At 59.1% G+C, this 14973-nt stretch carries 14 protein-coding genes; 12 read left to right on the forward strand and 2 right to left on the reverse strand.

All coding sequences use genetic code 11. The features are described from left to right. Positions 1-170: 170 nt before the first annotated feature. A complete protein-coding gene (rne, locus tag E3W21_RS08495; RefSeq protein WP_134419080.1) occupies positions 171-3368 on the reverse strand; it encodes a ribonuclease E in 3198 nt (1065 codons plus the stop codon). A gap of 700 nt (positions 3369-4068) precedes the next feature. Here rne and rluC point away from each other — a divergent pair. From rluC to sppA, 3 genes are read left to right on the forward strand one after another with little or no spacing between them, the layout of a single operon-like run. Continuing rightward, complete coding sequence (gene rluC / locus E3W21_RS08500) at positions 4069-5031, forward strand: 23S rRNA pseudouridine(955/2504/2580) synthase RluC (protein WP_046049069.1); 963 nt, start codon at positions 4069-4071, stop codon at positions 5029-5031. Further along, positions 5018-5680 (forward strand): HAD-IA family hydrolase, encoded by a 663-nt coding sequence (locus E3W21_RS08505; RefSeq protein WP_134419081.1) that lies wholly within the window; start codon positions 5018-5020, stop codon positions 5678-5680. The genes rluC and E3W21_RS08505 overlap by 14 nt, the downstream gene beginning before the upstream one ends. 24 nt (positions 5681-5704) lie before the next feature. Continuing rightward, on the forward strand, positions 5705-6694 hold the full coding sequence (sppA, locus tag E3W21_RS08510) for a signal peptide peptidase SppA (RefSeq protein ID WP_129437458.1): 990 nt from the start codon (positions 5705-5707) through the stop codon (positions 6692-6694). 148 nt (positions 6695-6842) lie between these two features. Here sppA and E3W21_RS08515 read toward each other — a convergent pair whose 3' ends face one another. Beyond that, positions 6843-7421 carry a nucleoside triphosphate pyrophosphatase gene (locus tag E3W21_RS08515; protein WP_134419082.1) on the reverse strand — a complete coding sequence of 193 codons (579 nt, stop codon included), beginning with the start codon at positions 7419-7421 and terminating at the stop codon, positions 6843-6845. A gap of 106 nt (positions 7422-7527) precedes the next feature. On the opposite strand from E3W21_RS08515, the gene E3W21_RS08520 reads away from it, so the two are divergent. The 9 genes from E3W21_RS08520 (at position 7528) to mltG (ending at position 14961) form a co-directional block, all read left to right on the forward strand. Continuing rightward, positions 7528-8055, forward strand: a complete 528-nt coding sequence (locus E3W21_RS08520; protein WP_004371317.1) for a YceD family protein — start codon at positions 7528-7530, stop codon at positions 8053-8055. Between the two features lie 13 nt (positions 8056-8068). Next, positions 8069-8251 (forward strand): 50S ribosomal protein L32, encoded by a 183-nt coding sequence (gene rpmF / locus E3W21_RS08525; RefSeq protein ID WP_008152339.1) that lies wholly within the window; start codon positions 8069-8071, stop codon positions 8249-8251. Positions 8252-8255: 4 nt separating this feature from the next. Next, entirely contained in the window at positions 8256-9266 is a 1011-nt protein-coding gene (gene plsX, locus E3W21_RS08530; RefSeq protein ID WP_134419083.1) for a phosphate acyltransferase PlsX, read from the forward strand. 125 nt (positions 9267-9391) lie between these two features. Then, positions 9392-10330 carry an ACP S-malonyltransferase gene (fabD, locus tag E3W21_RS08535; protein ID WP_129437452.1) on the forward strand — a complete coding sequence of 313 codons (939 nt, stop codon included), beginning with the start codon at positions 9392-9394 and terminating at the stop codon, positions 10328-10330. Positions 10331-10346: 16 nt separating this feature from the next. Beyond that, positions 10347-11090: a 3-oxoacyl-ACP reductase FabG gene (gene fabG, locus E3W21_RS08540; RefSeq protein ID WP_134419084.1), complete on the forward strand. Its 744-nt coding sequence runs from the start codon at positions 10347-10349 to the stop codon at positions 11088-11090. A gap of 191 nt (positions 11091-11281) precedes the next feature. After that, positions 11282-11518 (forward strand): acyl carrier protein, encoded by a 237-nt coding sequence (gene acpP, locus E3W21_RS08545; protein ID WP_003442511.1) that lies wholly within the window; start codon positions 11282-11284, stop codon positions 11516-11518. Positions 11519-11626: 108 nt separating this feature from the next. Beyond that, positions 11627-12871 carry a beta-ketoacyl-ACP synthase II gene (gene fabF / locus E3W21_RS08550; RefSeq protein WP_095132060.1) on the forward strand — a complete coding sequence of 415 codons (1245 nt, stop codon included), beginning with the start codon at positions 11627-11629 and terminating at the stop codon, positions 12869-12871. Further along, complete coding sequence (gene pabC, locus E3W21_RS08555; RefSeq protein ID WP_134419085.1) at positions 12871-13686, forward strand: aminodeoxychorismate lyase; 816 nt, start codon at positions 12871-12873, stop codon at positions 13684-13686. The genes fabF and pabC overlap by 1 nt, the downstream gene beginning before the upstream one ends. Positions 13687-13689: 3 nt before the next feature. Continuing rightward, on the forward strand, positions 13690-14961 hold the full coding sequence (gene mltG / locus E3W21_RS08560) for an endolytic transglycosylase MltG (protein WP_134419086.1): 1272 nt from the start codon (positions 13690-13692) through the stop codon (positions 14959-14961). The last annotated feature ends 12 nt before the right edge of the window (positions 14962-14973 follow it).

Below are 14973 nucleotides of genomic sequence, written 5' to 3' on the forward strand. Positions count from 1 at the left end.
AATGTGGGAGCGGGCTTGCTCGCGAAAGCGGTGAATCAGCTTGCACAAATGTCGAATGTTAAACCGCTTTCGCGAGCAAGCCCGCTCCCACATTGGATCACCGTGATATTTAAGGGCATAAAAAAGCCCCGCCTGGATCACCAGGCGGGGCTTTTTAGTGGCCGATGGAATCAGACGAGAGGTTTAGGCTCGTGTTCTTTTTCCAGGGCTTGCTCGTGTTGCTCTACCGCTTCCTGAACGGAGCGCGGTGCTTCGTCGATCACCGATTCAGCTGGTTCGGCAGCAGCGACTTCAGCAGCCGGGGCAGGTGCTGCCTCGACGACTTCAGCGACAACCGGTGCTGGTTCGACAGCAGCCGGAGCAGCAGCGGCGGCCAGTTCGGCTTCTTTCTGCAGACGCTCGGCTTCACGCTTGCGGCGACGCACTTCACGTGGGTCGTTCGGCGCACGGCCACTTGGCGTCAGGGCGCTGACAGGGGCGGCTTCGACTTCCGGTGCGGCCACTTCGGCAACAACCGGCGCTTCAACCACCGGAGCAGGCTCGGCAGCAGCAACCACTGGCTCGGACACCATGGCCTCGGCTTCTGGCGCTTCGGCGGCGGCTGGCTCGCCAACCCAGTTGAACGCGGTTTGCTCTTCGCGAATTTCACGGACAGCTTCAGTCACTGTTTCGGTGGCTGTTTCGACAACCGGTTCTGCGGCAACCACTGGCTCAGCGGCAGCTTCAAATACAGGCTGTGCTTCACGAACCGGGGCGACTTCGATTTCCGGAGCTGCGGTGGCTTCGACCGAAGTCGTTGCTTCAACCACTGGCGCTTCCACTGGAGCAGTTTCCAGGGTGGCGGCAGTCGCGCGTTCGGCTTGCTCGTTAGCCTGTGCTTCGGCTGGAGCGCTGATCACGGTGCTGGCAACGGCTGCGGTAACAGCCAGGCCGGCGGCCAGATCGGCAGCGCTTGGCGCTTCGATGGTTTCGGCAGCTTCGTTACCTTCGGCGGACTCGGATTCTTCCGAACCTTCGATCACATTACCGTTGGCATCGCGCTGACGCTCACGACGGTTGCTGCGACGACGCTGGCCACGGGAGCGGCGGCGTGGACGATCGCCTTCGGCGCCTTCCTGACCGTCTTCCTGCAGTTGCTCTTCGTTGGTAACCAACTCTTCTTCAGCTACTGCGGCAGCGGCTTGCTCGGCACGTGGCTGACGTTCTTCACGCGGTGGGCGTGGAGCACGTTCTTCGCGTGGCTGGCGGGCTGGACGCTCTTCAGCGGTAGCGGCGATAGCAGCGGCGGCCGGAGCGGCATCCAGAGGCTCACGCAATTCACGAGCCGGGCGTTCTTCACGATCGCCACGTGGCTTGCGATCTTCGCGAGGAGCGCGCGGTGCACGTTCTTCACGAGGTGCGCGAGGTGCGCGCTCTTCACGTGGAGCACGTTCTACTGCTACCGCTGGAGTTTCTTCGCGGGCTTCGCGTGGCTCACGTGGTGCGCGCTCTTCACGCGGTGCACGTTCCTCACGAGGCTTGCGCTCTTCATCGCGGCGACCGTTACGGTTGCGGCTCTGCTGACGACCGTTGCGACGTTCTTCGTTGCGGGCCGGACGCTCGGTGGTTGCTGGTTTTTCAACCACAACCGGAGTAACTGGCTCTTCTTTGGTCGCGAACAGGCTGACCAGCGACTTCACCAGGCCTTTGAACAGGCTTGGCTCAGGCGCGGCGACCGGTGCAGCAACAGGTGCGGCAGCGACGACTTCGGTCGGAATCGGAGCGTTGGCGCGAGCCGGAGCAGTCTTGACCGCGGCTTCCTGGCGAACCAGGGTGCGGGTCGCAGCGGCTGGCTGGACTTCTTCGACTTCGGCAGCGGCAGCAGCGATTTCGTAGCTGGACTGGCCGACCGCGGCTTCCGGGCTGTCATCGCGCAAACGCTGCACTTCGAAGTGCGGCGTTTCGAGATGATCGTTCGGCAGAATGACGATGCGGGCACGGGTGCGCAGTTCGATCTTGGTGATCGAGTTGCGTTTTTCGTTGAGCAGGAACGCGGCGACCGGGATCGGCACTTGGGCGCGAACTTCGGCAGTGCGGTCTTTCAGGGCTTCTTCTTCGATCAGGCGCAGAATCGCCAGCGACAGCGATTCAACGTCACGGATGATGCCGGTGCCGTTGCAACGCGGGCAAACGATGCCGCTGCTTTCGCCCAGGGATGGACGCAGGCGCTGACGGGACATTTCCAGCAGGCCGAAGCGCGAGATGCGACCGACTTGCACGCGAGCGCGGTCGGCTTCCAGGCATTCGCGGACTTTTTCTTCCACGGCGCGCTGGTTCTTGGCAGGGGTCATGTCGATGAAGTCGATGACGATCAGGCCGCCGATGTCGCGCAAGCGCAACTGACGGGCGATTTCTTCGGCGGCTTCAAGGTTGGTCTGCAGGGCGGTTTCTTCGATGTCGCTGCCTTTGGTGGCGCGCGCCGAGTTGATGTCGATGGACACCAGGGCTTCGGTCGGATCGATAACGATGGAGCCGCCGGAAGGCAGTTCAACGACGCGCTGGAAAGCGGTCTCGATCTGGCTTTCAATCTGGAAACGGTTGAACAGCGGAACGCTGTCTTCGTACAACTTGATCTTGCTGGCGTACTGCGGCATCACCTGGCGGATGAAGGTCAGGGCTTCGTCCTGGGCTTCAACGCTGTCGATCAGCACTTCGCCGATGTCCTGGCGCAGGTAATCGCGGATGGCGCGGATTATCACGTTGCTTTCCTGGTAGATCAGGAACGGCGCGGAGCGATCCAGCGAGGCTTCTTTGATGGCGGTCCAGAGTTGCAGCAGGTAGTCGAGGTCCCACTGCATTTCTTCGCTGCTGCGGCCCAGGCCGGCAGTGCGAACGATCAGACCCATGTCGGCTGGGGCAACCAGGCCGTTCAGTGCTTCACGCAGTTCGTTGCGCTCTTCACCTTCGATGCGACGGGAAATACCGCCGGCACGCGGGTTGTTCGGCATCAGAACCAGGTAACGACCGGCCAGGCTGATGAAGGTGGTCAGGGCTGCGCCCTTGTTGCCACGTTCTTCTTTTTCGACCTGAACGATGACTTCCTGGCCTTCGCTCAGGACGTCCTTGATGTTGACGCGGCCTTCGGGGGCTTTCTTGAAGTATTCGCGGGAGATTTCTTTGAGGGGCAGGAAGCCGTGGCGCTCGGAGCCGAAATCGACAAAGGCAGCCTCAAGGCTTGGTTCGATGCGAGTAATCCGGCCTTTATAGATGTTGGCCTTTTTCTGCTCGCGTGCACCGGATTCGATGTCCAGGTCGTAGAGGCGTTGGCCATCTACCAGTGCAACACGCAACTCTTCGGGTTGAGTTGCGTTAATCAGCATTCTTTTCATGTAGTACCGTCGGTTTCCGGGCTGCCGGAAACGGCGTTCGGCACACACGACTTCTCATGGTCGGTGTCAGGTGCGTCAGGAGTGGTTGGACACTCCAGTGTCTAGCGAACCCCGACCAATTGGGCCGGCGTCGCGACGTACGCGTCCTGCTTGCTGTGGCTACTTAAGCACTCAGTCAGGAGGAGGAATCAACCAGCGGCTGTGGACGAGATGAAGCGTCTTGATAAAGCCTATTGCTACACAGTCCAGCGGTTGTGCATCTCCACCCTACACGTATCCCTGATAATTCGGGTGCTGCCGCGCGCAGAATCCGCAGCGGGTTGGCATTTACCGTGAGCTCCGAAAGGGGAGGTCACGCATCATGGCTAATTTAGGCGTTGTTTCCGAAGCGTTCGCTCGGGGTTGTTCGTAGCTGACTGCACTTTGTGAACTGGCCGTGAATATTTGCTCGCAAGGCGAGTGAAAACTCTGCTTTGCGGCATGCTTCAGGCCTCATGTCACCTGCGCTCGTTACAACTGCAAACTCTACCGTTTCGTAGCGAAAGCCCCGTAGGACGGCCTCTCGTCCTCGTGAATTGCGTTGGTCAGGGCCGGTTTTTGACCGTTAGTCCGCTGTCCAGGCCACTTTTGGCGGCGTTCGCGACTATAGCAGCAATGATTAAGTGCTTCAATTCCATAAAAAATTGTTATCATCCGCGCCATGACGACTACTGCCCCTTCGACCCCAGCCGTACAACTGCTGGAGGTCTCGCCGGAATATGCCGGCCAACGTATTGATAACTTCCTTCTCGCTCGGCTCAAAGGCGTGCCCAAGACCTTGATTTACCGCATTTTGCGCAAAGGCGAAGTGCGAGTGAACAAAGGTCGGATCAAGCCCGAATACAAGCTGCAGGCGGGCGATATCGTGCGCGTGCCGCCGGTTCGCGTGCCTGAGCGCGACGAGCCGGTGCCGCTGGCACAAGGCCTGCTGCAGCGCCTCGAAGCCTCGATTGTGTTCGAGGACAAGGCGTTGATCGTGATCAACAAGCCTTGCGGCATCGCGGTTCACGGTGGCAGCGGCTTGACTTACGGGGTGATCGAAGCCTTTCGTCAGTTGCGTCCCGATTGCAAGGAGCTCGAACTGGTTCACCGTCTCGACCGTGACACCTCCGGCCTGCTGATGATCGCCAAGAAGCGCAGCATGCTGCGTCACTTGCACACGGCATTGCGCGGCGATGGCGTCGACAAGCGCTACATGGCGCTGGTTCGCGGCAACTGGGCGGCCTCGATCAAGCAAGTCCGAGCGTCGCTCGGCAAGAGCAACCTGCGCTCCGGCGAGCGTATGGTCGAGGTCGACGAGGAGGAGGGCAAGGAGTCCGTGACCGTGTTCAAGGTCCTGCGTCGTTTTGGCGACTTTGCCACCCTGATCGAAGCCAAACCGATTACCGGCCGGACTCACCAAATCCGCGTCCACACCTTGCACGCCGGGCATTGCATTGCCGGTGACACCAAGTACGGCGATGAAGGCTTCAGCAAAGAGATTCGTGATCTGGGCGGAAAGCGCCTGTTCCTGCACGCCTACATGCTGACCGTGCCGCTGCCTGATGGTGGTGAGCTGAAGTTGCAGGCGCCGGTCGACGAGATGTGGGCCAAAACCGTGGAGCGCCTGAGTGCACCCATCTGATTACAAGCTGCTGATTTTCGATTGGGACGGCACTCTCGCCGACTCCATTGGTCGGATTGTCGAGTCGATGCATGTCGCGTCCGAGCGCTCCGGTTTTCAGTTGCGCGATGATTTTGCCGTCAAGGGCATCATCGGTCTCGGTTTGCCGGAGGCGATTCGCACGTTATATCCGGAAATCGGCGACGACGAATTGGTAGCCTTCCGTCAGCACTATGCTGATCACTACATCGCCTCTGAGGCTGTTCCTTCGCCGTTGTTCGAGGGTGTGGTCGAGTCGATGGAGGCGTTTCGTGCCGAGGGTTATCACTTGGCGGTCGCGACCGGCAAGGCTCGTCGCGGGCTGGATCGGGTGCTGAAGTCTCACGGCTGGGAAGATTATTTCGATATCACCCGCGCGGCTGACGAAACCGCCAGCAAACCCCATCCGCTGATGCTTGAGCAGATCCTCGCTCACTGCGAGGTTCGCCCGGAGCAGGCGCTGATGGTGGGCGATTCGTCCTTTGACTTGCAGATGGCGCGCAACGCCGGCATGGATTCGGTGGCCGTCAGCTATGGCGCGCAATCGATCGAAGCGTTGAAGTTGTTCGAGCCGGCACTGGCCATTGATCGTTTTTCAGAATTGCATGCCTGGCTGAGTCAGCGGGCTTAATAGGTTTTTGCTGGGGTAGATGTCATGACCGACGAATGGAAAGCGCCCGCCAAGGCGAGCGCAGAGAGCGGTGACGAGAAAAGCTGGAAGCTGCTGGAAAAGACCCTGCTAGCTGGCGTGCAGGAGCAGCGCCGGTCCCGTCGCTGGGGGATTTTCTTCAAGCTGCTGACCTTTGTGTACCTGTTTGGCGCGTTGATCCTGTTCACGCCGTTGATGGACATGGAAAAAGCCGCCACTCGCAGTGGCACCTACACCGCGCTGATCGACGTGACCGGCATGATCGCCGACAAGGAGCCTGCCAGCGCTGATAACATCGTCGGCAGCCTGCGTGCAGCGTTCGAGGACGAGAAGGTCAAAGGTGTCATCCTGCGAATCAACAGTCCGGGCGGCAGTCCGGTGCAGTCGGGCTACGTCTATGACGAGATCCGCCGTTTGCGCGGCCTGCATCCGGATACCAAGGTTTACGCGGTAATCTCGGATTTGGGCGCTTCCGGTGCTTATTACATCGCAAGCGCGGCAGATCAGATCTACGCCGACAAGGCGAGCCTGGTAGGTTCCATTGGTGTGACGGCGGCCGGTTATGGCTTTGTCGGGACGATGGAGAAGCTGGGTGTCGAGCGTCGCACTTACACCTCCGGCGAGCACAAATCGTTCCTCGATCCGTTCCAGCCGCAGAAGCCTGAAGAAACTCAGTTCTGGCAGGGTGTGCTCGATACCACTCATCAGCAATTCATCAGCAGCGTCAAGAAAGGTCGTGGCGACCGCCTCAAGGATAAGGAGCATCCAGAGTTGTTCTCCGGGTTGGTCTGGTCGGGCGAGCAGGCACTGCCGCTGGGGTTGATCGATGGCCTGGGGAATGCCAGTTCGGTGGCCCGTGATGTCATTGGCGAGAAAGAGCTGGTGGACTTCACCGTTCAGGAATCGCCGTTCGATCGCTTCTCGAAAAAACTCGGTGCCAGCGTGGCTGAGCATCTGGCGATGTGGATGGGCTTCCAGGGGCCTTCGTTGCGCTGATTCTATGGCTGCATAAAAAAAACCGGCTTTTTGCCGGTTTTTTTAAAGTCAAAATATCGCAGCCTCGTTTCACTCGACAGCTCCTACATTGAAATGCGTATCCCTTGTAGGAGCTGTCGAGTGAAACGAGGCTGCGATCTTTTGATCTTTAAGGTATCTGCACGCCTTCGGCCAGCAGCATGTCCACCAGGCGAATCAATGGCAGGCCGATCAGGCTGGTGGCGTCAGGGCCTTCGGTGCTTTGAAACAGGCTCACCCCCAAACCTTCGGCTTTGAAGCTGCCAGCGCAGTCGTAGGGCTGTTCGGCGCGCAGGTAGCGTTCGATGCGTGCGGTGTCGAGTGTGCGCATGTTCACGGTGAATGGCACGCAGTCGACCTGGCAATCGCCGGTCTGGCTGTTGAACAGGGCAAGGCCGGTAAGGAAGGTCACGCTGGCACCGCTCGAAGCCAGCAATTGTTCGCGGGCCTTTTCGAAGGTGTGGGGTTTGCCGATGATCCGATCGCCAAGTACGGCGACCTGATCGGAGCCGATGATCAGGTGGGCGGGGTGGCTGCTGGCCAGCGCGCGTGCTTTTTCCTCGGCGAGGCGCTTGACCAACTCGATGCCGGACTCGTCCGGACGATGGCTTTCGTCAATATCCGGCGAGCTGCAGGTAAACGGCAGCTGCAAGCGGGCCAGCAATTCCCGGCGATAAACCGAGCTTGAAGCGAGTAATAAAGGCAGCATGCGCATCTCCAGAAGACAGGCGCGAATTCTAGCGGAGGCTTGCAAGTGACGGACAGGGCTGAATTTCCTTTGACATGGCTGGGGGCATCCCTATAATGCTGCGCCTATGTTGAATGACCCGATTCCACCTCACGTTGACCCGCGCAAATTGGCTGATCGTGGCACCACCCTTCAAGGTGAACTGCTGCTGGCCGATTTGGAGAGACTCTGCGACCCGCTTTCCGACACTGTCGGTACGGTGCAGGCTAAATTCGTTTTTGAACGAGATGAACGTAAGTCTGTGGTAATCCACAGTTTTATCGACACCGAAGTCAAAATGGTTTGCCAGCGTTGTCTTGAGCTGGTCACCCTGCCGATCCATAGCGAATGCAGTTATGCTGTGGTGAAGGAGGGTGCGAATACCCAGTCGTTGCCGAAAGGTTATGACGTGCTGGAACTGGGCGAAGATCCTTTGGATCTGCAGTCACTGATCGAGGAGGAGCTTTTGCTCGCCTTGCCCATTGTGCCTGCTCATCATCCGGAAGAATGCCAGCAGCCGGCGGGTCTCGATGAGCCCGAACCGAGCGAGGACGAGGTAACGCGGTCCAACCCGTTCAGTGTATTGGCGCAGTTAAAGCGTGACCCAAACGTTTAGGAGTTAATCAATTATGGCTGTTCAGCAGAACAAAAAATCCCGCTCTGCCCGTGACATGCGTCGTTCGCACGACGCCCTGACGGCAAGCACTCTGTCTGTAGAAAAAACCACCGGTGAAATTCACCTGCGTCACCACGTATCGCCAGAAGGCGTATACCGTGGCCGTAAAGTGATCGACAAGGGCGCTGACGAGTAATCACTTGTCTGCTCAAGTCATCGCGATTGACGCAATGGGCGGGGACTTCGGTCCCCGCAGCATTGTTCAGGCCAGCCTTGCTTGTCTGTCTGCTGCACCCTCGCTGCACCTGACCCTCGTCGGTCAACCCTCCCTTCTTGAAGAATTGCTTTCTGGCCAGTCGGCTATGGATCGCTCGCGTCTGTCGATTGCTCCGGCGTCCGAAGTCATCACCATGGACGAAAAACCTGCACAGGCCCTGCGCGGCAAGCCCGACTCGTCGATGCGCGTGGCGCTGGAGTTGCTGCGCGATGGCAAAGTCCAGGCCTGTGTCAGTGCCGGCAATACCGGTGCGCTGATGGCGTTGTCGCGGTTTGTGCTCAAGACCTTGCCTGGCATTGATCGGCCGGCGATGGTGGCGGCGATTCCGACGCAGAAGGGTTATTGCCAGTTGCTCGACCTGGGCGCCAATGTCGATTGCAGCGCCGAGCATCTATTGCAGTTTGCGGTGATGGGGTCGGTGGCGGCGGAAGCCCTGGGCATCGTTCGTCCGCGAGTGGCGCTGCTGAACATCGGTACTGAAGACATCAAGGGCAATCAGCAGGTCAAGCTGGCGGCCACCTTGTTGCAGAGTGCTCGTGGTATCAATTACATCGGTTTTGTCGAAGGTGACGGTGTGTACCGTGGCGAGGCGGATGTGGTGGTGTGTGATGGTTTTGTCGGCAATATCCTGCTCAAATCCAGCGAAGGCCTGGCGACCATGATTGCCGCGCGCATCGAAGCCTTGTTCAAGAAAAACCTTGCGTCGAAAGTGGTCGGTGCTCTGGCATTGCCGCTGATGAAGCGCCTGCAAGCTGATCTGGCGCCTGCACGGCATAACGGCGCTAGCTTCCTCGGGTTGCAGGGAATTGTGGTGAAAAGCCATGGTTCGGCGGGGGTTCAGGGCTTCCAGAGTGCGATTCAGCGCGCCTTGATCGAGATCCAGGAAAACCTGCCGGAACGCATTCACGGTCGTCTTGAGGATTTGTTGCTTTAGGCGTTTTCGTCGGACAATGCTTAAATGTGACCGCTCAGTTCAATTTGCCATCCAACTGTCAGTTTCTTGCGTCCCCCAGGCGGGACGTCAATTCTCCGACGACAAGATCATTAGGGGCTTGTTACATGTCTGCTTCCCTCGCATTCGTCTTTCCGGGACAGGGTTCGCAGTCCCTCGGCATGCTGGCCGAGTTGGGCGCGCAACATCCGGTTGTCCTCGAAACATTCAAAGAAGCTTCCGATGCACTGGGTTACGACCTTTGGGCGCTGACCCAGCAAGGGCCGGAAGAGCAACTCAACCAAACCGATAAAACCCAGCCGGCCATTCTGACCGCCTCGATTGCCTTGTGGCGTCTGTGGCTGGCTGAAGGTGGCGCGCGTCCGGCTTATGTTGCCGGTCACAGCCTGGGCGAATACAGCGCTCTGGTCGCCGCAGGCAGTCTGAGCCTAGGTGACGCGGTGAAGCTGGTTGAGCGCCGTGGTCAGTTGATGCAGGAAGCCGTTCCGGCCGGGCAAGGTGGCATGGCCGCCATTCTCGGTCTGGACGATGCTGATGTGCTGGCAGCCTGTGCCGAAGCTGCGCAAGGCGAAGTGGTCAGTGCGGTCAACTTCAACTCCCCTGGCCAGGTGGTCATCGCCGGTGCCAAGGCAGCAGTCGAGCGCGCCATCGAAGGCTGCAAGGCCCGTGGTGCCAAGCGCGCCATGCCGTTGCCGGTCAGCGTGCCGTCCCATTGCGAGCTGATGCGTCCGGCGGCCGAGCGTTTCGCCGAGTCGATCGCAGCGATCGACTGGCAGGCGCCGCAGATTCCAGTGGTTCAGAACGTCAGCGCCAATGTGCCGGCCGATCTGGAAACCCTCAAGCGCGATCTGCTTGAGCAGCTTTACAAGCCTGTACGCTGGGTCGAATCGGTTCAGGCGCTAGCCGCCAAAGGTGCTACCCAGTTGGTCGAATGCGGCCCAGGTAAAGTACTGGCTGGCTTGAACAAGCGTTGCGCCGAAGGCGTGTCGACATCCAACCTCAATACCCCCGACGCCTTCGCTGCCGCTCGCGCAGCGCTGGCTTGAATCAGGAGAAGCCTGCATGAGTCTGCAAAGTAAAGTTGCACTGGTCACTGGCGCGAGCCGCGGTATCGGCCAGGCTATCGCCCTGGAACTGGGTCGTCAGGGCGCCATCGTTATCGGCACCGCGACGTCTGCCTCGGGTGCCGAGCGCATTGCGGCAACCCTGAAGGAAAGCGGGATTCAAGGCACTGGCCTGGAACTCAATGTCACCAGCGACGAATCCGTTGCTGCAGTACTGGCGAGCATTACATCGCAGTTCGGTGCGCCGGCGATCCTGGTCAACAATGCCGGTATCACCCGCGATAATCTGATGATGCGGATGAAAAATGACGAATGGCATGACGTCGTCGATACCAACCTGAACAGTCTGTTTCGCCTGTCCAAGGGCGTTTTGCGCGGTATGACCAAAGCCCGTTGGGGACGAATTATCAGTATTGGGTCGGTTGTGGGTGCCATGGGCAACGCAGGCCAAGTAAACTACGCAGCCGCCAAGGCCGGTCTGGAAGGTTTCAGCCGTTCACTGGCGCGTGAAGTCGGTTCGCGTTCGATTACGGTAAACTCGGTGGCCCCTGGGTTCATCGACACCGATATGACCCGCGAACTGCCCGAGGCACAGCGTGAAGCCTTGCAGACGCAGATTCCGCTGGGCCGTCTGGGGCAAGCTCAAGAGATCGCGTCTGTGGTCGCTTTTCTTGCATCCGACGGTGCGGCTTACGTTACTGGGGCTACAATCCCGGTGAACGGCGGGATGTACATGAGTTAAATGTGACGGATCGCTTCAAAAAAATGTCATACGAGCTGTCTAAAATCCGTTATAAAGCTGCAATCTATTTATAGGCAGAGGGTCGTCGGGTTTGAGGAGTGAAGCTTTCAGTTGAAAAACTGAAAAGTCTTTCTATACACTTACCCACTGGCCAGCTGCCTGAATTTGTCCATTAGGAGTGAAAACAAGGTATGAGCACCATCGAAGAGCGCGTCAAGAAAATCGTTGCTGAGCAACTGGGCGTTAAAGAAGAAGAAGTGGTCAACACTGCTTCCTTCGTTGAAGACCTGGGTGCCGACTCCCTTGACACCGTTGAGCTGGTGATGGCTCTGGAAGAGGAATTCGAGACCGAAATTCCTGACGAAGAAGCTGAGAAGATCACTACTGTACAAGCCGCAATCGATTACGTTACTAACCACCAGGCTTAATAGCTTGTAATCGTTGCTTGCTGTCATGGAAAAACCGCACTGCCATCACGGCGTGCGGTTTTTTCTTTAGGCCTGATGCAAAGTCGTCATTTGAAAAAGGAGAGTGCTGTGTCGCGTAGACGCGTCGTAGTCACCGGTATGGGTATGTTGTCGCCACTGGGCACGGATGTGCCGAGCAGTTGGCAGGGCATTCTGGCTGGCCGCAGTGGCATTGGTCTGATCGAACACACCGACCTTTCTGCCTATTCCACCCGTTTTGGCGGCTCGGTAAAGGGCTTCAATGTCGAGGAATACCTGTCGGTCAAGGAAGCTCGCAAGCTCGACCTGTTCATTCAATACGGTCTGGCCGCAGGTTTTCAGGCAGTTCGTAACGCCGGTCTGGAAGTCACCGACGCCAACCGTGAGCGCATCGGCGTGGCCATGGGGTCGGGGATTGGCGGACTGACCAATATCGAAGAAACCAGCCGCACGCTGCATGATTCCGGCCCACGACGGATTTCTCCGTTTTTCGTGCCTGGCTCGATCATCAATATGATTTCCGGTTTTCTGTCCATCCATCTGGGCGCACAGGGACCTAACTACGCCATCGCCACCGCGTGTACCACCGGTACGCACTGCATCGGCATGGCGGCACGCAACATCATGTACGACGAAGCCGACGTGATGATTGCCGGCGGCGCTGAAATGGCAGCTTGCGGTTTGGGCATGGGCGGCTTCGGTGCCTCCCGCGCACTGTCGACCCGCAACGACGAGCCGACCCGCGCCAGCCGTCCATGGGACAAGGGCCGTGATGGCTTCGTGCTGTCCGACGGTGCCGGCGCTCTGGTTCTCGAAGAACTGGAGCACGCCAAGGCCCGTGGCGCGACGATCTACGCCGAGCTGATCGGCTTCGGCACCAGTGGCGATGCTTACCACATGACTTCGCCACCGGCCGATGGCGCGGGTGCTGCACGTTGCATCACCAATGCGCTGCGCGATGCCAAGATCAATGGCGACCAGGTTCAGTACGTCAACGCCCACGGCACCTCGACGTCGGCCGGCGACCTTGCCGAAGCCTGTGCGATCAAGTCGGTGTTCGGCGATCACGCTTACAAGCTGGCGGTCAGTTCGACCAAGTCCATGACCGGTCACCTGTTGGGTGCGGCGGGCGCGGTCGAGGCGATCTTCAGTGTGCTGGCGATCAACAGCCAGGTAGCGCCGCCGACCATCAACCTCGATGAGCCGGACGAAGGTTGCGACCTCGATTTCGTACCGCATACCGCGCGCAATATGGATATCGATGTGGTGCTGTCCAACTCCTTCGGGTTTGGCGGCACCAACGGCTCGCTGGTGTTCCGCCGGTTCGCTGACTGATGGACAGCTGGGTCGATGGTCAGCCGGCTGACGCTTTGTCGCTGAAGGATCGCGGCCTGGCTTACGGTGATGGTCTGTTCGAGACCGTTGCCGTGCGTGGCGGGCAACCGTTGCTGCTGGACCGACATCTGGCGCGTCTGGCCGATGGCTGTTCACGCCTGGCGATCACTGCCGATCATGAGTTGATCCGCAGTGAGCTGCTGGCCTATGCCAGCGCACTGGGTCAGGGCGTGCTCAAGCTCATCATCACCCGCGGCGACAGTCTGCGCGGTTACGCCCCCGATCCCTCGGCTCAAGCCCGACGTATTCTGCAAGGTAATCCACCCGCTGCTTATCCTGCCGTTCATGGCGAGCAGGGCGTTCGCCTGTTCCCTTGTGCGACACGACTGTCCAGGCAGCCACTGCTTGCCGGCCTCAAACACCTTAACCGTCTGGAACAAGTGATAGCTCGCGCCGAATGGCAAGATACGGAGCACGCCGAAGGCTTGATGCTCGATCAGGCGGGTCGCGTCATTGAAGGCGTGTTCAGCAATCTGTTTCTGATCCGCGATGGCATGTTGATCACGGCTGATTTGAAGCGCTGTGGCGTTGCCGGTGTGATGCGTGCCGAATTATTGTTTCAAGCCGAGTCGTTGGGGATCCCCACGCAAATCACCGACATCACCCTCGATCAGCTGCAATGGGCTGATGAAGTCTTTGTCTGCAACAGCGTGTATGGCGTTTGGCCGGTGCGCGCCTATGCCGCACTGAGCTGGCCGGTTGGTCCGCTCACCCGTAAACTCCAAACCATTGCCCGCGCGCTACTGGATGCTTGATACGTGAGACGTAAATTCTTGCTGCTGCTGGAAACCGGATTGGTTCTGGCAGGGCTGTGTCTGGGCGCCTCCGCCTGGAAAATCCATTCGGCGCTGGAACAGCCGCTGAATATCACTCAGGAAGAGCTGCTGGAAGTGCCAAAAGGCACGACACCGACCCGCACCTTCTATCGACTCGAAGCCGATGGCGTCATCAAGGATGCTTTCTGGCTGCGGGTGTATTGGCGCTTCAATCTCGCCAAACAACCGCTGCACAAGGGCGAATACCGCATGCAGCCCGGCATGACCGTCGAAGGACTGATTGACCTGTGGAAACGCGGGGAAATGGTTCAGTACAGCCTGACCCTGGTCGAAGGCTGGAATTTCCATCAGGTGCGCGCTGCTCTGGCCAAGGATGAAAAACTCGAAAAGACCCTCGACGGTTTGAGTGATAGCGAGGTGATGGACAAACTCGGCCACACCGGGATTTTTCCGGAAGGGCGATTCTTCCCTGACACCTATCGCTTCGTGCGCGGCATGACCGATGTCGAGCTGCTGAAAAAAGCCTACGACCGCCTCGACGAAGTCCTTGCCAAGGAGTGGAGCCAGCGCGCCGCTGACGTGCCGTACACCGAGCCCTATCAGGCGCTGATCATGGCCTCGCTGGTGGAGAAGGAAACCGGCGTGCCGCAGGAGCGCGGGCAAATCGCTGGCGTGTTTGTACGGCGCATGGAAATAGGCATGTTGTTGCAGACTGATCCGACCGTGATCTACGGCCTCGGTGATCGTTACAACGGCAAATTGACTCGCGCCCATCTCAAGGAGGCGACGCCGTACAACACCTACATGATTTCGGGACTACCGCCGACCCCGATCGCCATGGTCGGCCGCGAAGCGATTCATGCAGCGCTGAATCCGGTGGCTGGCAATAGCCTCTATTTCGTTGCTCGTGGTGATGGCAGCCACGTGTTCTCCGATGATCTGGACGCGCACAATAACGCTGTGCGTGAGTTCCAGATCAAGCGCCGTGCCGACTACCGCTCCAGCCCGGCGCCGGCGCCGGCTACGGCGCCAGAGGCGACGGATGAGCAGGCACCGATTCCGGCTGCTTCGCCCGACACAGTCCCCGAGGCTTTGCCGCAAGTGCCGCCACAAGAACCTGCTCAGGCGGCGCCAACAGAGCTGCAAGCGCCTGACCAGTCGCCATCACCGGAGCCGGCGCAAGAACCCGCTCAAGAACCCGCAGCTGCACCCGCGCCCGAACCGGATGCAACCGCGCCGCAAAGCCCGCAATGATTCTGACTAAGG

Origin of the sequence: Pseudomonas sp. F01002 (assembly GCF_004402115.1) — a bacterium.
GTDB lineage: Bacteria > Pseudomonadota > Gammaproteobacteria > Pseudomonadales > Pseudomonadaceae > Aquipseudomonas > Aquipseudomonas frigoris.